16 protein-coding genes are annotated in these 19,697 nt (G+C 45.4%); 2 read left to right on the plus strand and 14 right to left on the minus strand.

From position 1 onward, the window contains the following. Both AB4496_RS11875 and crp read left to right on the plus strand, forming a co-directional pair. On the plus strand, positions 1 to 697 hold a 697-nt coding region (locus tag AB4496_RS11875; protein ID WP_372131022.1), incomplete at its 5' end, for a phosphoribulokinase. Positions 698 to 938: 241 nt separating this feature from the next. Continuing rightward, complete coding sequence (gene crp, locus AB4496_RS11880) at positions 939 to 1,571, plus strand: cAMP-activated global transcriptional regulator CRP (protein ID WP_004729651.1); 633 nt, start codon at positions 939 to 941, stop codon at positions 1,569 to 1,571. Positions 1,572 to 1,755: 184 nt separating this feature from the next. Here the strand turns inward: crp and AB4496_RS11885 are convergent, their stop codons facing one another. From AB4496_RS11885 to AB4496_RS11950, 14 genes are all read right to left on the minus strand, one after another. Next, positions 1,756 to 2,547 (minus strand): DUF1338 domain-containing protein, encoded by a 792-nt coding sequence (locus tag AB4496_RS11885; RefSeq protein WP_009848919.1) that lies wholly within the window; start codon positions 2,545 to 2,547, stop codon positions 1,756 to 1,758. Positions 2,548 to 2,805: 258 nt separating this feature from the next. Continuing rightward, positions 2,806 to 4,263: a succinylglutamate-semialdehyde dehydrogenase gene (gene astD, locus AB4496_RS11890; protein WP_102258058.1), complete on the minus strand. Its 1,458-nt coding sequence runs from the start codon at positions 4,261 to 4,263 to the stop codon at positions 2,806 to 2,808. Between the two features lie 39 nt (positions 4,264 to 4,302). Next, entirely contained in the window at positions 4,303 to 5,322 is a 1,020-nt protein-coding gene (astA, locus tag AB4496_RS11895; protein WP_009848917.1) for an arginine N-succinyltransferase, read from the minus strand. Positions 5,323 to 5,429: 107 nt separating this feature from the next. Then, positions 5,430 to 6,641 (minus strand): aspartate aminotransferase family protein, encoded by a 1,212-nt coding sequence (locus AB4496_RS11900; RefSeq protein WP_009848916.1) that lies wholly within the window; start codon positions 6,639 to 6,641, stop codon positions 5,430 to 5,432. A gap of 465 nt (positions 6,642 to 7,106) precedes the next feature. Further along, a complete protein-coding gene (locus AB4496_RS11905; RefSeq protein WP_009848915.1) occupies positions 7,107 to 7,685 on the minus strand; it encodes an aminodeoxychorismate/anthranilate synthase component II in 579 nt (192 codons plus the stop codon). A gap of 188 nt (positions 7,686 to 7,873) precedes the next feature. Then, positions 7,874 to 10,468: an ExeM/NucH family extracellular endonuclease gene (locus tag AB4496_RS11910; RefSeq protein WP_102258059.1), complete on the minus strand. Its 2,595-nt coding sequence runs from the start codon at positions 10,466 to 10,468 to the stop codon at positions 7,874 to 7,876. 384 nt (positions 10,469 to 10,852) lie between these two features. Further along, positions 10,853 to 11,869, minus strand: a complete 1,017-nt coding sequence (gene trpS, locus AB4496_RS11915; protein ID WP_009848913.1) for a tryptophan--tRNA ligase — start codon at positions 11,867 to 11,869, stop codon at positions 10,853 to 10,855. Positions 11,870 to 12,044: 175 nt separating this feature from the next. Next, positions 12,045 to 12,731 carry a phosphoglycolate phosphatase gene (locus tag AB4496_RS11920; RefSeq protein WP_009848912.1) on the minus strand — a complete coding sequence of 229 codons (687 nt, stop codon included), beginning with the start codon at positions 12,729 to 12,731 and terminating at the stop codon, positions 12,045 to 12,047. A gap of 102 nt (positions 12,732 to 12,833) precedes the next feature. After that, complete coding sequence (gene rpe, locus AB4496_RS11925) at positions 12,834 to 13,508, minus strand: ribulose-phosphate 3-epimerase (protein ID WP_009848911.1); 675 nt, start codon at positions 13,506 to 13,508, stop codon at positions 12,834 to 12,836. A gap of 188 nt (positions 13,509 to 13,696) precedes the next feature. Beyond that, positions 13,697 to 14,557: a Dam family site-specific DNA-(adenine-N6)-methyltransferase gene (locus tag AB4496_RS11930; RefSeq protein ID WP_009848910.1), complete on the minus strand. Its 861-nt coding sequence runs from the start codon at positions 14,555 to 14,557 to the stop codon at positions 13,697 to 13,699. Between the two features lie 69 nt (positions 14,558 to 14,626). Beyond that, entirely contained in the window at positions 14,627 to 16,144 is a 1,518-nt protein-coding gene (locus AB4496_RS11935; protein WP_009848909.1) for an SPOR domain-containing protein, read from the minus strand. A gap of 79 nt (positions 16,145 to 16,223) precedes the next feature. After that, entirely contained in the window at positions 16,224 to 17,312 is a 1,089-nt protein-coding gene (gene aroB, locus AB4496_RS11940) for a 3-dehydroquinate synthase (protein ID WP_009848908.1), read from the minus strand. A 24-nt stretch (positions 17,313 to 17,336) separates the two neighbouring features. Continuing rightward, the gene (gene aroK / locus AB4496_RS11945) at positions 17,337 to 17,855 is read right to left on the minus strand and encodes a shikimate kinase AroK (protein ID WP_009848907.1); all 519 of its coding nucleotides are present in this window, start codon (positions 17,853 to 17,855) and stop codon (positions 17,337 to 17,339) included. A gap of 176 nt (positions 17,856 to 18,031) precedes the next feature. Then, the coding region (locus AB4496_RS11950; protein WP_372131024.1) for a type IV pilus secretin PilQ at positions 18,032 to 19,697 on the minus strand (1,666 nt) is incomplete at its 5' end.

A 19,697-nucleotide genomic window follows, 5' to 3' on the forward strand; every position in this document is an offset into this window, starting at 1 on the left:
GGCGCGCGAGCAAGGTAAACACATCAGCTACTTTGGTCCACAAGCTAACGATTTTGGTGCATTAGAAGATTTCTTCCGTCAATACGGCAATGAAGGCACGGGAAAAGTCCGTAGCTATCTGCATACCTTCGATGAAGCCGTGCCTTACAATCAAATGCCCGGCACCTTTACGCCATGGCAAGAGATCCCTGAAAACTCGGATGTGATGTTCTACGAAGGTCTTCACGGTGGCGTAGTCGATGGTGACATCAATGTTTCTCAACACGTCGATCTGCTTATCGGCATGGTACCTATCGTAAACTTGGAGTGGATCCAGAAATTCGTTCGTGACACACGCGATCGTGGTCACTCTCGCGAAGCGGTGATGGATTCTATTGTTCGCTCAATGGATGATTACCTTAACTACATTACCCCGCAGTTTTCGCGTACTCATATCAACTTTCAGCGTGTCCCTACCGTAGATACATCAAATCCACTGAATGCAAAAGGGATCCCAAGTTTAGACGAAAGCTTCGTGGTTATACGTTTGCGCGGCATCAAAAACGTCGATTTCCCTTACCTGTTGGCTATGATTGATGGCTCATTTATGTCACGTCATAACACGCTTGTGGTGCCAGGAGGCAAGATGAGTTTTGCTATGGAGCTCATTGTAAGGCCGATCCTGCAACAACTTATAGAAACCGGGAAAATAGGCTAACAAAACAACATTCTGGTTGATTACTTTTCATACCGTGATCATGTGCACAATTTTGCGTAAAAAATCGTAGCTTGGTCACGATTAAAATCAAGAAATAGTACCTGAAAAAGGATACTATTCTTAAACGAAACACAAGATAGCTTGCAGCACTCAACGAGTGCTCTTATCCTAGCTAGGTCAATTCAGGCTTAGCTAAAATATGGAAAGCGGCAAGCATACCCTGCAGAGGAAGTAAGATATTATGGTTCTAGGTAAACCCCAAACCGATCCAACATTAGAGTGGTTCCTTTCACACTGTCATATTCATAAGTACCCTTCAAAAAGTACTTTGATTCATGCTGGTGAAAAGGCAGAAACCTTGTACTACATCGTTAAAGGTTCTGTGGCAGTTCTTATCAAAGACGAAGAAGGTAAGGAAATGATTCTTTCTTACCTAAACCAAGGCGACTTCATCGGTGAGCTTGGCTTGTTCGAAGAAGACCAAGAGCGTACTGCATGGGTTCGTGCAAAATCTCCTTGTGAAGTGGCTGAGATTTCTTTCAAGAAATTCCGTCAACTTATCCAAGTGAACCCAGATATTCTAATGCGTCTTTCAGCGCAAATGGCAAACCGTCTACAAGTAACTAGCCAAAAGGTTGGTGACTTAGCGTTCCTTGACGTAACAGGTCGTATCGCTCAAACGCTACTAAACCTAGCAAAACAGCCAGATGCAATGACTCACCCTGACGGCATGCAAATCAAGATCACTCGTCAAGAGATTGGCCAGATTGTTGGTTGTTCTCGTGAGACCGTAGGTCGTATCTTGAAGATGCTAGAAGAGCAGAACCTAATTTCTGCACACGGTAAGACCATCGTGGTATACGGCACTCGTTAATCTCGATTAACTGAGCCAAAAATTTGAAAGCCACCAAATGCGAATTTGGTGGCTTTTTTGTTTTCTAAATATCTAGAGAACAGATGCGGGAAGCAAAGTTATAAATCGGACTTCACTATTCTAAAGTATCTCGAAGCGAAGCGTACCCGCACCTCTAGGGCAAAGCCCATGCTCGTATTTTTCTTTAACCGTTGGTGCTTTCAAAGATCTTGTCAGCTGATGCCGCGACAAATCCGGTATAAAGCTCACCATTAGCCATCGCATAACGCTTAGCGAACTCATAGAAGCCGCCAGGAATCATCTCATTGCGTTCAACAAATGAAACTGGGACTTTGTCTGCCATTGTTGATGATTGCTCTAATAAGACCACTGGAGAGCCTTTCACCTCACCGCCAGATACATTGATAGTGAATCCCGACTCATTCAGATAGTCATTCACGGCCTGCACTTCATCGAACTTATTTAACTGGTTCACACTCACCGTAAAGTGGTTTGCACCGTAACCATGAGCGGCTAGCCAAGAAGCGTACTCACTCTCTTTTGCTAGCACTTGGAAATCTGCGAAGCTCAAATCCCAAAGACGACCACCAAACAAGAATTCATGACCTTGCAGTTTGCTAGCATCCACTTGCTCAACCAACTTAGCAACGATCTGTTGCAGGTCACTTGAACACTCTTCGACCTTCAACTCACTAATGAACACTTTTGGTTGGTTTGGATCTGGGTGCTCGTAGTGCTTAGCCACTAGCTTCTTGCTCTCAAATAAGTAATCGCCACACGCCTTGTAACCTAACTCAAGGAAAGGTTTAGCCAATGTTTCAATACCTAGCGGTGCAACATTGAAAGTACGCAGTGCAATGTGATCATTAATCAGAGCTTCATCTTCTTTCAGCAAATGGTGTACTTTCTCAGCCGATGGGCAAAGCCTGTGAATGTAATCATTCCATAGTGATTTAAAGAGTAGATCGGGCGTCATGGTGACTCCTTGTCAGAGGTTCTAGCAAGCTAGTAATTTGGATTAGAAAGGGAGAGGCTGGACATAGAGTCAGCAGCCATCAGCCTGTGACATACTTGTTCTATTATTATCTACCGCCCAATCTAGGTGTCGGACGTGGGTGAAAATAGGAAGCGATAACACCGCTTCCTTATTACACAATCAATCAATGAATCTGTTACTCATGAACCTAGAGCTCATAAGCTTATGATTCATCAAGTTAAAGCTTAAGAACCAAAACTACAGCTCAATACCTGGGCTAAACGTAGTTGGCAGTTGAGTTTCACCACCTTCCATTGACGCCATTGGGTAAGCACAGTAGTCAGCCGCATAGTAAGCACTTGGGCGTAGGTTGCCTGAAGCACCCGGGCCACCAAATGGTGCATCACCACTTGCACCTGTTAGCTGGCGATTACGGTTAACAATACCCGCACGGATATGGTCAACGAAGTATTCCCATTCGGAATCGTCGGTTGAAACTAGGCCTGCAGACAAACCAAAGCGCGTGTCATTAGCCAGTTCAACGGCTTGCTCTAGCGATTGGTAGCGAACCACTTGCAGTAATGGGCCGAAGTACTCTTCATCTGGCAACTCAGCAATGTTGGTTGCATCGATAATACCCGGAGAAACAAACGCCGCTTCGCCCGCTTTTGCTTCGACTAGGCTTACACCACCTAACGATTGCAGATTAGCTTGCGCGTCCAAAATGAACTTAGCTGCCGCTTCAGAGATTTGTGGGCCCATGAAGGGTGCTGGTTCTGCGAACGGCTGATCAACACGAATCTTCAAGGTAGCCGCAACGAGCTTATCGAGCAGTTGTTCACCCTTCTCGCCAACAGGAACATACAAACGACGCGCACATGTACAACGTTGACCCGCACTGATGAAAGCCGATTGGATAATGGTATAAACCGTCGCGTCAGCATCACCAAATTGGTCACTGATCACCATCGGGTTGTTGCCACCCATCTCTAGCGCCAGCATCTTGCCCGGTTGACCCGCGAATTGACGGTGAAGGATATGACCGGTATTAGCACTACCCGTGAATAGCACGCCATCAAGACCTTTAGCATCAGCCAGTGCGATACCTGTCTCTTTAGCGCCTTGCACTAGGTTGATCACGCCAGCAGGAAGGCCTGCTTCTTGCCATAGCTTCATCGCAAACTCACCTGTCCAAGGTGTCTGCTCTGACGGCTTAAATACCACGGTATTACCCGATAGCAGTGCTGGAACAATATGACCATTAGGTAGGTGACCTGGGAAGTTGTAAGGGCCAAATACCGCCATAACGCCTAATGGACGATGACGCAGTACGATTTGGTTACCTGCCGCTTCACGCGAAGCTTCACCAGTACGTTCGTGGTACGCACGAATAGAGATAGCGATTTTACCCGCCATTGCGCCCGCTTCAGTGCGAGTTTCCCAAATCGGCTTACCCGTCTCTTTTGCAATAATCTGTGCAATCTCTTCGCTGTTCTCTTTTACCTTCTCAGCAAAGTTCAACACGATCGCTTCACGCTCTGCAAAGCTCAGTTTCTTCCAAACTAAGAACGCATCACGAGCCGCTGCTACTGCAGATTCAACCTGCGCTGGTGTTGCACTATCGCCTTGCCACACGACTTCATTGTTGTATGGGCTTACTGATGTCATGGCGTCGCCTTGACCTGCCACCCACTGTCCTGCTATCCACTGAGTCATACTTCTATCCTTAAAATCTTCGACAGATAATCGCCGCTCTTATTGAGCCAACATACGAACGAATTCGCCTTCTTTTACTTCAAGAGCGCTTGCTACTTCAGATGATAAAATCACTGTGTCGCTTGCTTGGTCATACGCGCCTTTCGCGGCTACTGCGCGGAAGTTCTCAAATGAGGTATTACCAATTAGGAAGTCTTTAGAGCTGGAGTGCTCTGCAATTTGAACCTGAGCTCGAATCGCATGACGCACTGATTCAATGTTTCTTAAATCACACTCAACCGTTGGGCCTGCATCAAAGATGTCGACATAACCACGGTTAGTGAAACCTTCACGTTCCAACAACTTAAGTGCTGGGCGTGTATTATCATGTACCTCTCCAATCACCGCCTGAGCCTCTTTGCTCAGTAGGTTCACGTAGATAGGCAGCTTCGGCATTAGGTCAGCAATGAAGCCTTTCTTACCGATACCAGTGAGGTAATCAGCAAGCGTGAAATCAATTGAGAAGAAGTGCTCTTGCAGCCATTGCCAGAAAGGTGAGTTACCTTCCGCATCCGATACACCACGCATCTCAGCAAAAATCGTTTTCGAGAAACGCTCTGGGTGCTCTGACATGATCAGGAAGCGACACTTCGACATCAAACGACCATTCAATCCACCACGGAAAGCTGGACGCAAGAACAGTGTGCAGATCTCACTGCATCCGGTGTAGTTATTGCCGAAAGTCAGCAGCTTAACGACGTTATTCACGCCAAGCTTTTGCGATGAGTGAACCACTTTGCTGATGTGGTAAGAGTAAAACGGAACATCCCAGCCAATTGAGGCTTCGATGCCTGTCGTGCCTGCAACTTCTCCTGTTTCAGTGTCGAAGCCAACCATTAGGTAGCCTTCATCACCGGGTTCAGTCACGTCTTGTTTAGCAAAGCTGTATTCAGAGTGAGTAATTCGGTTAGTTAACAGTTCTTCGTTAACCGGAAGAGATGTGAATCCGTGACCAGATTCAACCGCGCAGGTATGCAGCGCATCGTAATCAGATAATTTTATTGGGCGAACAACTAGCATCAATATTCCCTCCAGATGCAAAACAGGCCCAAAACCAGAAGCTTGGGCCTTTAGCAGTACGTCATGGGATCGCTCTAATGGCGATCATTCCTATGACGCCGCTCAGGCTAAACTAGCGTAGCGATTGCTTTGTCTAGTTTTGATAAACCTTCTTCAATTTCTTGTGTTGTGATAACCAGTGATGGAGTAAAACGAACTACGTTTGCACCCGCAACCAGTACCATCAAGCCTTGTTCGCCTGCTGCTACTAGTACATCACGAGCACGACCTTGCCATGCTTCATTAAGCGCAGCGCCTAGCAATAGGCCTTTACCGCGAACTTCACTGAATATTTGGTATTTGTCGTTAATCTTAGCTAAACCATCACGGAATAGTGCTTCGCGTTCTTTCACGCCAGCCAACGTTTCAGGTTGGCTTACTACGTCAACAACGGCTTCAGCAACAGCACACGCCAGTGGGTTACCACCGTAAGTAGAACCGTGCGTACCCACTTTTAGGTGTGTCGCAAGTTCAGACGTTGTTAGCATTGCGCCAATTGGGAAACCACCACCTAGTGATTTCGCTGTGCTTAGGATATCAGGTGTCACACCTAGGCCTTGGTAAGCGTAAAAGTTACCTGTACGGCCATTACCTGTTTGCACTTCATCAAAGATAAGCAGCGCATTGTGTTTGTCACACAGTTCACGAACCGTGTTCACGAACTCAGATGTTGGAGAGATGATACCGCCCTCGCCTTGCAGAGGTTCCATCATGATTGCACAAGTACGATCAGAGATGTGCGCTTCTAGCGCTGCAATATCGTTGTAAGGCAGGTGAGTTACATCGCCCGGTTTAGGACCGAAGCCATCAGAGTAAGCCTCTTGACCACCCACCGTTACGGTAAAGAAAGTACGACCGTGGAAACCTTGTTTGAATGCAATAATTTCAGATTTCTCAGGACCGTGAACATCCGCTGCCCAACGACGAGCTAGCTTCAATGCTGCTTCATTCGCTTCTGCGCCAGAGTTGGCAAAGAATACTTTTTCTGCAAAACATACGTCGGTTAGCTTTTTCGCTAGACGCAGCGCAGGTTCGTTGGTCATCACGTTACTTAGGTGCCAAATCTTGTTTGCTTGCTCAGTAACTGCGTTAACCATTGCCGGGTGACAGTGACCCAAACAGCTCACAGCGATACCACCAGCAAAGTCGATATACTCTCGGCCTTGTTGGTCCCAAACGCGTGCGCCTTCCCCTTTTACTGGGATCATTTCCATTGGGTTATAACAAGGCACCATCACCTCATTAAACAGACTACGTTCTACTTTATTTTCCACTGTCATCGTACATTCCTTCTCGATACCGCAAGCTTCGCAAATAAGCGTAATGGTTCATAAGTGAGACAAAGATATTTTGTCTCGCCATAATCCCGCTGCAGCATTATATTTACATTTAATTAACCTTTTCAATAGTAGATTATTCTTTAGCCATCCCTCACAACCAGCTAAACGTCACTACCTATGACTATTTATGCATCAATTAATCTGTTTTATGAAGCTTTTTTTACCTAAACGTATGACTAGTAATAGCAAAGCCTTACTGGCACAGCGGTATATAGGGTTCGAGAGGAAATAACGCGAATAATTTTGCATAGGCTAAAAACTTAGCGAAGCGAGAGAGAAATGTTATAAAAAGTGATCGGCGTCAGAGGAGTAAGAGACTCGTAGAGCCCGAATTTAAACGCTTAACAAATTGGCTGACAGGTTTAACTGGCTTATTTAGGCGGAGAAAGGGGCAAATTTAAACACTCAACGCGCTAAGAAGTTAGCGAGAAGTTGGTGTCCCTGCTCTGTTTTAATCGACTCAGGGTGAAATTGTACGGCATCAATCGGCAAGGTTTTGTGTTGATAACCCATGATCTCATCCATGCTGCCATCTTCAAATTCCGTCCAAGAGGTCAATTCAAAGCAGTCAGGCAGCGTGCCATTTTTCACCACTAGAGAATGGTAACGTGTCACGGTTAGAGGGTTATTCAACCCCTGAAAAACACTCTTGCCATTGTGGCGGATGGGAGAGGTTTTACCGTGCATCACTTGTCTGGCTCGCACGACTTCACCACCAAAGACTTGAGCAATGGCTTGATGACCAAGGCACACACCTAAGATAGGCAACTTACCCACGAAGTGTTCAATGACTTGCAGAGAGATTCCCGCATCATCGGGCGTACACGGGCCCGGCGAGATAACAAGATGGCTAGGATTCAGCGCTTCGATACCTGCGATATCAATCTCATCGTTGCGAACAACTTTCACAGTGACCCCTAACTCACAGAAATACTGATACAAGTTATAGGTAAAAGAGTCGTAGTTATCGATGATAAGTAACATGGGTCGAAATCGTTTGCTAAATACTAAATGATTGGGAGATATAGGGGCGGTATTGTGCAATACCCATGGCGAAAGGCAAGTGGAAACTGCATTTCGCCAATAATTAAGGCCAACCTAAGTTGACCTTAATTGTTTACAGATAACTTTCAGTTACCTGTATCAACTGGCTTGCGCAGTTAACGATGTCACTACTTGCGACGACGCCACATTGCTAAGCCAAACAATGACATCAATGCACCTAAGCCGAATGAACCACCGACTTTAAGCTCAAGAACTGCCGGATCATGATCCGATGAACGGAAGTGATCTTGGTACTTCGGCAGATCACCTTTGAACTCTTCGTTGTAATCAAGCAACTTCGATTCACCGCCGTTGATGTGCCAGTCAGTCGCATCCACCACCATGTCTTTCAGGCTGTCGCTGATCAACAGGTGATCCAAAGCGCCAACCTCATCATTGTATGAGTAGCTCCAGCTGTCTGGGTGCTTTTGAGCCACAGCATTAATGTAGCCGTAGTTCTTAGTAATCACCGCACCGTTATCGCCAAACTGCTCGACACCGTCAATGTAGGTGTTACGCGCCGCTTTGATTTGCTTACCGTATTTCTCTTCAGAGTAATCCGTCAGTACCAGCATTGGGTCTTCCATGCCGTACGAGTTCATATCACCCAGAATCACTTTATGGCCTTTGATGCCATCTAGCGCTTCACCCAGTGCAACCGCAGCAGCCACACGGAAGTTCTCACATGAGCCTTGCTTATCGGCGTCAACACCACCTTGGCCGCCCTGTTCGACAGGGGCTGCATCTTCCCAACACTTAGAACCTTTCGATTTAAAGTGATTAATCGCAACGGTCAGTTTCTCTTTGGTGCCTTTCACTTTAAAAGTTGGCGCCAATGAGTCACGTTGATAGTTCTTACCGTCTTCAATCACCTTGCCTGAATCGTCTAACACTTCTGGTGCTTGTTGGCTTGGCATCGCGATAACACGGCTGTCTTTAAGCTTCACTACCTTCTTGCGGTAGATAACACCCGTTGTGATAACGTCAGTACCAATCGAGTCCATCTCGTCGGTTACGCCATCTTCGTTCGAGTCGACAGCCACAAAGGTATAACGGTCTTTCTTACGCTCAATGCGATCATTCAGTTGGTTTACAAGTTGCTGAATAGCAGAGCCTTCACCAAAGCCGTTGTTCTCAATTTCCATCAAACCAATGATGTCTGCATCTAAGCGAAGAATCGCGTTCACAATCTTCTCTTGCTGCATCTCAAACTCAGTGATGGTGTTCGCGCCACGGTTGTTGCCGTGCTGATTCGCGTCGCCACCAAATGGAGAGTTAAAGTAGTTCAATACGTTGAAGGTCGCGATACGTAAATCACCTTCATCCATATCTGGTTTGTCGGTACGCGGATCGTTACGTAAGAAGTTTTCAGCCGAGATCTGGTTGGTCGTAATTAAACGATACTCACCGTAGCTGTAGGTCAGCACGCCTTCTAGGCCAACAATGGTGTCATCAATGCGGATGTAATCTTCTGTTGAACCGTCTTGGTCGATATCAGTGCGGCCAAAATCTGGATAAAAAGGGACTTGTCCATCAGCCGCTTTTTGATCGGTTTCAACGAAAAGACGACGGTCTGCGTTGTCTTCAGTTTGCTGCTTCGCTTCGTCAGAACCCGCGGCGAAAAGCTGATTTGGCTGCATGTTAATACGCTCATGCGCCAGTACCATGTTGTTACGACGACCTGCGTAGTCATAACCAAAGGTACGCGTCACACGCATATCAAGTGCTTCGGTTGTTTTCACCAACATGCCTTCGTAGCGTTCAAGCGTTGCAGCGAAGTTCTCGTCACTGTCTAACACTTCAATCGCTGTCGCTTGTGGTGCTTGTTGTTCGCCCTGCTTTAGCCATTGGTTGTTTTCAACTTTAAGCTGAGTGTGGCTGTAGTATTCTTGAACCTTACCTTTCACACACACCACATCGCCCGCAGTTAAATCTGAGCTTGACTGGTTAGTGTGAATAAATAGACCTTCAGAGGTACTTGAATTGAAGTCATCCTCAAGTGCTTGCAGATAGAAGCCTTTGGTTAGGCCAGTAGTGACTGCACTTACCACACCTTTGACGAAGTATTCATCGTCAGTGATGTATGGATAGCCATCGATGAATGGCGATGTAGCGCCCTCACCTTGGATTTCTTGAATGGTGGTGAATACTGGGTCAGAGCCATCTTGTGTACAAGTAAACGCTTCTGGCAGTTCAACACTGTCTAGTGAACCTAGGCCTTCAATACTGTCTTTTGGTAGCGATACCCATTGTGAAGCATCAAACGTCGCAGAAGGTGTTTGTGTCGCACGAACCAAAGTAACATCTTTGCCCCAGTCCACATCGCCCATCAAACCAACAACATCATGTACCGAACCATCTGAATTCAAAATAGCCAGCGGGTCGTCACCGTTATGATTGGCGATAGAGGCATTAATGATGTCAGCTTGAGCTTTAATCTCATCACTCGCACTAGAATGTGCGACCACGAGTACTTCACCGGGCGCTAAAACGTGGCCATCTAAAGGTAAAGTGGCGCCCCATGATCCATTGCCATTGGCAGACTTCGCCAGTGAGTAACCATCTAAGTTAATGCTGCTATCGCCGTTATTGGCGATCTCAACCGCTTTGTTGTAGCTGCCGCCTTCCACATATTGTGAAATAAACAAATCAGCGTGTGCGCTTGTGGTTAACAAGCTACCAATTGCCACTGCTAGCAATGAAGGTTTGTGTAAAAGAGCCATCCGTTTCACCTGAGTTCATTGATTTATAGTCACTGCCATCTATGGACAGTCATGTATTTTGTGGTAACTATCAGGTTTATTTATGAAAGGAATAAGTCAGTTGGCAAGAAAATGAGGAACTTATCACTTTGGAATCATCAATTGTTTGGCACGTTATATATTTCCAACATATATAGAAACGAGAGTGACTTTATAAAGCTTGAGGATACCAAATAAGATCACCTGCACAGCATTAGCATGATGAATGTGTTAGCTAGATAATGCTTAAATTATCAATTCAAACAAGAGATTTACTGGGAAGGTAAATGGAGCGGGCAATAAAAAGCCCAAAGTAAACAAAGTCACTTTGGGCTTGAATTTCTAAACGAGTCGTTTTAGTAAACCCTATGGGCGAGTAACAAAACCTACCGCTTCGTATGCTTTTTTCAGTGTTACTGCAGCACGCTCAGAGGCTTTTTCGGCACCCGCTTTCATTACTGCGTCCATGTAAGCACGGTCAGCACGGATACGGTGGTATTCAGATTGAATCGGCTCAAGCATCTCAGCCAATGCTGCGCCTACATCTTTCTTAAATGGACCGTACATTTCAACGCCTTGGTACTGCGCTTCGATCTCTTCAAACGTTTTACCCGTCGCCGCAGAGTAAAGACCCATTAGGTTAGAGATACCTGCTTTGTTTTCCCAATCGTGAGCAATACGTGGTGGCGTTTCTGCATCGGTTTGCGCTTTGTTGATCTTCTTGATGATCGACTTAGGCTCTTCTAGCAGAGTAATCACGTTCTTACGGTTGTCATCCGACTTAGACATCTTCTTCGTCGCATCTTGCAGGCTCATTACACGTGCATTCACTGTTGGAATGTAAGGTTCTGGTACTTGGAAGATTGGCGTTTCAGGACCGTAAATGTTGTTAAAGCGAGTTGCGATATCACGCGCTAGCTCTAAGTGTTGTTTCTGGTCGCTACCTACTGGCACTTGGTGAGCACCGTAAAGCAGGATGTCTGCAGCCATCAACACTGGGTAGTCGTATAGGCCTACGTTTACGTCGTTTGAGTGACGTGCAGACTTATCTTTAAACTGAGTCATACGGCTCAGTTCACCCATTTGCGTGTAACAGTTAAGAAGCCAACCAAGTTGAGCATGCTCTGGTACGTGTGACTGAACAAATAGCGTGCTCTTCTTTGGATCAACACCGACAGCAAGACAGATTGCTAATGCGTCTAGAGTCGCTTCGTGCAGTGCTTTCGGATCTTGGCGAACCGTAATTGCATGAAGGTCTACAACACAGTATTGGCAATCGTAATCATCTTGCATCTGTTGCCATTGACGTAGAGCACCCAAGTAGTTACCGATACTTAGTTCACCAGATGGTTGAACACCACTCAATACGATGGGCTTGCTCATGGTTTTAATTCCTTTGCTTGTTAGCTAAGCTCGTTAACTTAGTTTCTTAACCTAGTATCTGAAAAACTTAGCTTCTTAACTTTAAAATAGAAAGCCGTACAGCTCTTCTGCACGGCTCATCCAGTGTACTCATTGATAAGTATTTTGCTAGTAGGTTAGCTAACTTTTATCCGCTTTATGCTGAAACTAGAACGACATCTAGTAATTGCGCAATATTGTCTGCGACATAGTCAGGGTTTGATACTGAAATCGACTCACCGTGGTTGTAGCCGTATGTCAGACCAAACGAGTGACAGCCAGCATTCTTAGCCGCTTTGATGTCATTGCTTGAATCGCCAACCATCAGCATCTCTTCAGCTTTTACATTGTGCTTTTCTAGCAACCAGTTCAACGCCACTGGATTCGGCTTTTTCTCTGGGAAAGAGTCGCCACCCAACACATCAACAAAGTACTTATCAATATCGTGTTGCGCCAGAACGGCTGGTACAAATTTCGATGGCTTGTTTGTTACAAGCGCCATGGTGAAGCCCGCTTTATCCAACTCAGCTAACGTTTCTTTTACTGATGGGTAAAGGTGGCTCAGCTTATGGCCACTCTGCTCGTAAAAATCATCAAACAAGATACGCGCTTTCTTTAGCAGTTCAGGCTCTAGGTTTGGATCAACCGTCAAGTTGCGGCTCAGTGAGCGCCCGATAAGAACGTCAGCACCATTACCCACGTAGTCGCGAACTTGCTCTTCGCTTACAGAAGAAAAACCCAGTTCCTGACAAGCCTGATCAGCGGCAACAGCCAAATCAGGCACGCTATCTAACAAGGTTCCATCCAAATCAAAGGCAATCAGTTTTATTGAGCTTAATGACATCTTACTTTCCTATTTATTATGTTCGTCTTATGAGTTGAGCTCCAAGACGTAAAAAAGGGGCCAATGAGCCCCTTAATATTCAATCTATCTGTAGTTTTACGATTATGCGTTTACTTTTGCAAGCTCTGAACGCATCTCATCAATCACTTCTTTGTAATCTGGTTGATTGAAGATAGCGGAACCCGCAACGAACATATCTGCACCCGCTTCTGCAATTTCACGGATGTTATCAACCTTCACGCCGCCATCAATCTCAAGGCGGATATCACGGCCAGATTCGTCAATAAGTTTACGAACAGCGCGCAGCTTATCAAGAGTATGAGGAATGAAAGATTGACCGCCAAAGCCAGGGTTCACTGACATCAGTAGAATCATGTCGACTTTGTCTAGGATGTAATCAAGGCAAGAAAGTGGCGTTGCTGGGTTAAGTACGACACCCGCTTTACAGCCGTGTTCTTTGATTAACTGTAGAGTGCGATCAACGTGCTCAGACGCTTCAACGTGGAAGGTAATCATTGATGCGCCAGCTTTGGCAAACTCAGGTACGATGCTGTCTACTGGCTTAACCATTAGATGAACATCGATAGGAGCTGTGATGCCGTAGTCGCGCAATGCTTTACAGATCGGTGCACCAAAAGTCAGGTTAGGTACGTAGTGGTTATCCATCACATCGAAGTGCACAACGTCGGCACCGGCTGCGAGTACTTTTTCGACGTCTTCACCAAGACGAGCAAAATCTGCAGACAAAATCGATGGAGCGATTAGAAAATCTTTCATACCAAACCTCTTAAGAGTGAGTAAATTGCGAATATCACCGCCTTGTGACCTCTCATACACAAGTACAAGACTCAATCCCAAGACTATTTGGTGTGCAATTCTACCTAAGCACCTAAGCAGATCCTAGCAGTTCGAAAGATTAGTTTAAGAAAGTACCCGTGGGTCACTCAATTTAATGAGTTCGAGGATTATGCTGACGACGGCAATTCTGTTGAAGCGTGTTGCTGGTTTTTCTCTTTATGGAAAAGCGCCAGTAACTCATCAACTTTATTGCGCCCTGCGCCATTCCGGCTAATGGTGCGTTTCACCTTGACCACGTTCAGTTCCGCACCATGGTATAAACGGCGCGTTAAGGTGGTGTCATGGTTTGAAATCAAGACAGGAATATCGCGTTCCATCGCCGCTTTTTCAGCGACATCCGCCAGTGCAGCTTGGTCATCTAAGCTAAAACCATTACCTGCGTAAGAGGTAAAGTTAGCCGTGTTCGACAGCGGTGCGTATGGAGGATCACAGTAAACCACGCAACCTTTGCGCGCGCGGCTAAAGGTTTCATGGTATCCCTCACAGACGAAGGTGGCTTTTTTCGCTTTCTCAGCAAAAAACTCTAGCTCGGCTTCAGGGAAATAAGGTTTTTTATAAGAACCAAACGGAACGTTAAAACCGCCCTTCTTGTTGTAACGACACAAGCCATTGAAGCCAAATCGGTTCATGTACAAGAAAGCTAACGAGCGATACATAACGTTATCTGTACCATTGAACTCAGCGCGAACATCTAAGAACACTTCTCTACGGTTATTCTCCGGACAGAACCAACGCTTCGCTTCAGTGATATAGGTTTCAGGATCGGTTTTAAGTAGATTGTATAGGTTGATAAGATCAGGATTAATATCTGCAAGTAGGTACTGTTCAAAATCAGTATTCAGAAATACTGATCCGGCACCGACAAACGGTTCTACCAATTTACGAGCAGGTGGCAGGTGACGTTGGATGTCTTCAACTAGGCCATATTTACCACCAGCCCATTTTAGAAAGGCACGCTGCTTTTTCATTTACTGCTCTATCTATCAACTCAAAAATAAGGCTGCGGAATGTAACATATTTTGAGGCTAAGCTCAGGGTTATTTCGCACGTTCTATCTCTCGATGCACTTGATTCATCGATTTTGCCCAAGGTTCCAACTGTTGAAGTGGTTTTGATAACGCACTTGCCGCATCTCGCGCCACTTGAATCGTTGGGTAATCTTGATAAGTGATAATAAACCACTTGGTGTCGTTACGAAGTGTTGGGTAAATACGAACCTTGTTCTCAAGCTCATACTCTTCAATGAAAGATTGTACATCTTCCAATGATGTCATCGCACTCAACTGCAGGGTATAAGCGCGCGGCGAGATAGCTTGTAGCTCTTCGCGTGCAAATGAAAATGTGATTTTTTTTATCGGAGGTGCTGATTGTGTTAGCTCTGAACCTTCATTCGTTGCCGGCAATGACTCACGTTCCACAACATCAGGCTGCGGGATAACGACTGCATCTGTCTTTTCTTCAACTACAGCTTCAATTGCACTGGTATCAACACTCTCAGGTTTATCATCAAGCAAAGCATCGACCACATCAGAGGTGATCACCACACGTTGCTGGTCTTGTTCTACCTGACCAACACTGGCTGTCTCTTCAACCACGACCGGCGGCAGAGAAGAGCTGTCATCGTCAGCACCTTGATAACTCATATCAACTTCGGCTTCAGAATCGACAGTTCCGTCGATTGTGGCTTGCTCAGTTACATTTTCCACTTCCAACGTTGGAATAACTGTCTGCTCAATAGGGGCGATAATAGATTGCGCTTTATCGTCAGGCGTTGGTTGATTAAACATCCACCAGTAACCGCCGCCGATAACAAGCAACAACAACGCCACCACAATCGCAATATTGATAGGTGAACCAATGATTGAGCGAATAATAATCCTTTTTTCCACTTTCAATTCTCCTAAGGCTATTAGCTCACCGGGCAAAGGTTGCGCTTTTTTAAATGCATTTCGCACCCGAGATTCTGACTCATCATCGACATATCGAATCACCAGTGACTCAAAGAAATGTTCAGCTTCTGGTTGCGAAAGATCATCGATCTCAAGGGCGATAGGTTTGTGCGGCTGACCGTAACTAAGTCGTGTTAATAGCGTGTCTAGGTGACCAGTTTGCGAGAACAGAACGATATTAATCGTCCATTGAGGGTTTGATTGAGATTCAAGTACCAACATCCATAATTCTGATACCAGTAGCTCAGACAGTCGGTGGGCGTCATCAATGACAATAAGCACATTACACGTATCTCCATCCAGCAACCTAGCAAGGCTATCAGATAAAGAATCATGTTGATTAAAGAGTGGGTCAGAAACAATCTGACTAAGAATAAGTGCGCGGCGCTGTTGATCGTCTTGGCTTGGGTGACAAAGCAGTAAACACTGATTTTTTTCTGTCGACCATGCTTCAAGATAACGCTGAGCTAACCAAGATCGGCCAGAACCCGTTTTACCAGCAACATTTACAAAGTTTGAACCAAAGTTAGTTAAAAGCTGTAAACGCTCTAGCAACTCAACTTGAGACTCTAACTCCAATACTCTTAAATCATGAGCCAAACTCATTGGGGATCCCTACTGATAAGTTCGATCTGTAAAGCGCTTGAGTTGCCTAGAGTTTAGCTAGGCAACCTCACAACCGAATTTAAAGAGTACGGCAGAAATCAATCGCTTGTTTAATGATGTCTTGAGGTACATCAGCAACCACTTCAGCAGTACCAATACTTGTTGGTAATACCAGACGCAACTGACCAGACAGCACTTTTTTATCGCGCATCATGTGCTTCATAAAGTCTTCAAAAGACATGCTTTCTGGCGTATGGATTGGTAGTTTCGCATTCTTGAGTATAGAAATAATTCGCTCAAGTTGCTGCTGAGAAATCAGTCCCTGTAATTGGGCGGTTTTTGCTGCCATTACAGTGCCTGACGACACAGCTTCACCATGTAGCCAATTACCATAGCCTAGTTCTGCTTCAATCGCATGACCAAATGTATGACCTAGGTTCAATAACGCTCTGATTCCTGACTCTTTTTCATCGATAGCAACCACTTCAGCCTTAATTGCACAACAACGAGCAATCGCGGTAATCAGTGCGTCTTCATCAAGTTGATACAGTTTCTCTAGATTCTGTTCCAACCAGCCAAAAAAGGCTTCATCGTAAATGATGCCGTATTTGATCACCTCAGCCATGCCCGCTGCAAACTCACGCTCTGGAAGCGTTGATAGGCAGTTAGTATCGATGATGACAGATTTTGGTTGGTAAAAAGCGCCGATCATATTCTTGCCAAGGGGATGGTTCACTGCAGTTTTACCACCCACAGAGGAGTCCACTTGAGAAAGAAGGGTCGTCGGGATTTGAATGAAATCAATACCGCGCTGGTAGCAAGAGGCAGCAAAACCGACCAAATCACCGATAACACCACCACCCAAAGCAATCACCACCACATCGCGGCTGTAATTTCCTTCAAGCATGTAGCTCATCACTGAGTTGAACGTTTCAAGTGTTTTGTATTGCTCACCGTCTGGCAACTCTAAAAGAGATGTCTGACAGCCGACTTGATCCAATAGCGATAAAATTTTATCAGCATAAAGAGGCGCTACTGTCACATTACTGATAACAACAACTTTCTGCTTACCTGATAAAAAAGAAAGGTACGCCGGGTCTTCAAATAACCCGGCGCCAATAGAGATAGGGTAGCTACGCTCAGCTAGATTGACCGTAATCCGTTCCATGGGTTTGCTCTCCGAAAAATGAACTTAACGTTCTTCTAGCATTTTTACGATCTGGTTGGCTACCACTTTTGCACTTTGGTCGTCAGTACGAACTGTGTAGTCCGCCACTTCTTCGTATAGTGCGTTGCGAGATACAGCTAGATCTTCTAGCACATCACGCGGGTTGTCTGTTTGAAGTAGAGGGCGTTTCTTGTCGCGGTTAGTGCGAGCAAGTTGCTTTTCAATTGTTGTCTCTAGGTATACAACAATGCCTCGTGCAGATAGACGGTTACGGTTTTCTTTGCTCAGCACTGAACCACCACCTGTCGCAAGAACAATACCTTGTTCTTCTGTCAGATCGTTGATTACAGATTCTTCGCGCTTACGGAAACCATCTTCGCCCTCAACATCAAAAACCCATGCGATGTCTGCGCCAGTGCGCTCTTCGATCACAGTGTCAGAGTCTAGAAACTCCATATGAAGTTGGGAAGCTAGGTGTCTACCAATTGTACTTTTGCCGGCGCCCATTGGGCCAACAAGAAAAATATTGCGTTTCTCAGCCATGTTTTTAGCAGTAATTTACAACGTTAATTCAATGACATCGCCACAAGGTAGGTCAGTACAAGTACTGAAATTAAAAGGCCCGTGGCACCGATTCCTCACAGATAATTCGTGATAAGACCCGAAATTATCAAGGTTAGGTGCCACTAATGCAACTTTATTTTTAATCTAATTGCTCATTACTGAATCACAACTTTAGGTGTAACAAAAATAAGTAGTTCACTTTTGCCTACATTTTCATAGCTACGACGGAACAATGCGCCAAGAACAGGAAGGTCTCCTAACAGTGGAACTTTATCAACTTGGCTGCTCACACTGTGTTGAAAAATACCACCTAACACGACCGTTTCACCATTATTAACAAGTACTTGCGTTCCAATTCTTTGCGTATCAATAGCGACAGCTTCACCGGTGCCGGTTTTCACCACTTGCCCCGGCCTATCTTGAGTCACGCTCAAATCCAATACCAAACGATTGTCGGGTGTGATCTGCGGAGTCACCTTGAGACTCAATACCGCTTTCTTAAATGCGACTGAAGTAGCACCACTTGAAGAAGACTCTAAATAAGGGATTTCAGTACCTTGCTCAATATAAGCGGGTTTTTTATTGGTGGTAATTAAGCGTGGGCTAGAAATAATCTCTGCTTTCGACTCTTGTTGCAGTGCTGACAATTCAAGATCAAGCAAGGTATCAGAACCCAGCTTGGCTACCTGAAACGCAATACTCGACGCGCTCGGGGAAGTTGCTCCTAAATTAACGTTGAGGAAATCGTCAATCGCACTATTCCCACCATTATCGTCATACGGTGTAATTTGCGATGGATGGTTGCCCTCTATCGAGCCGCCAACTTTGAAGCTTCCGTTGGTCGAGGAAACGCCCCAACGCACTCCTAGTTCATCAAGATTACCCTCAGTAACAGTGACAATACGTGCTTCTATCTGAACTTGCTTCACGGGAATGTCTAGCGATTCAATAATACCTCGTATCACCGCAATGTTTTCTTCCAATTCACGGATCAACAGGGAGTTAGTTCGCTCATCAATGGTAATCGAGCCTCGCTCGGACAACATGCTTACCGTCCCTTCCCCACCAATCATGTCGGCAATGTCGGTGGCTTTGGCAAAGTTAATCTTGATGATTTCCGACTTGAGTTCACCTAGCTCTTCTTCCAAACGAGATTTCTCTAGCGCTTGTTGCTCTCTAAGGTCGAGCTCAGCTTTAGGTGCCACCAAGATAACGTTGCCATCAACACGCTTATCCAACCCCTTAACTTGCAAGATAATGTCGAGAACTTGCTGCCAAGGCACACCATCTAAACGTAAAGTCAGATTACCCGTGACTGAATCAGAAACAACGAGATTGAAATCGTTGTAATCAGCAATAAGCTGCAAAACATTACGTACAGGGATATCTTGGAAGTTAATCGATATCACCTTGCCTTCTTTTTCTAAAACATTTTTCTCTATTGTCACTTCATCAATAGTAGGCCTACTGATCATTACCTCAATAAAGCGACCTTTTAAGTTGTATTCATATTGATAGTCACCAGCGATCGTTGCCAACAATCGCGTACTGGGCGTTTCCTTATACACCTCAATACCTTCAACTGAGGTCGCGAAGTCCTTCACATCCAGGAGGTAAAGCTTATCGTCATTCACCTGAGTATTGAGTAACTCGATACTTAAACCTTCCTGAGCACGTTGAACATCCACCACAGCAGTGCTGGTTGCCAATTCGATAATGATGACGGCGTCTTTCTCCTTGTTGACCCTAAAATCAATATTTTCCAATTGATTTGGCAAGCTCTCGGCATAGCTGAACACGCTAACCACCAACATCACAGAC

This window comes from Vibrio sp. 10N.222.46.A1, assembly GCF_041473595.1.
GTDB lineage: Bacteria > Pseudomonadota > Gammaproteobacteria > Enterobacterales > Vibrionaceae > Vibrio > Vibrio tasmaniensis_A.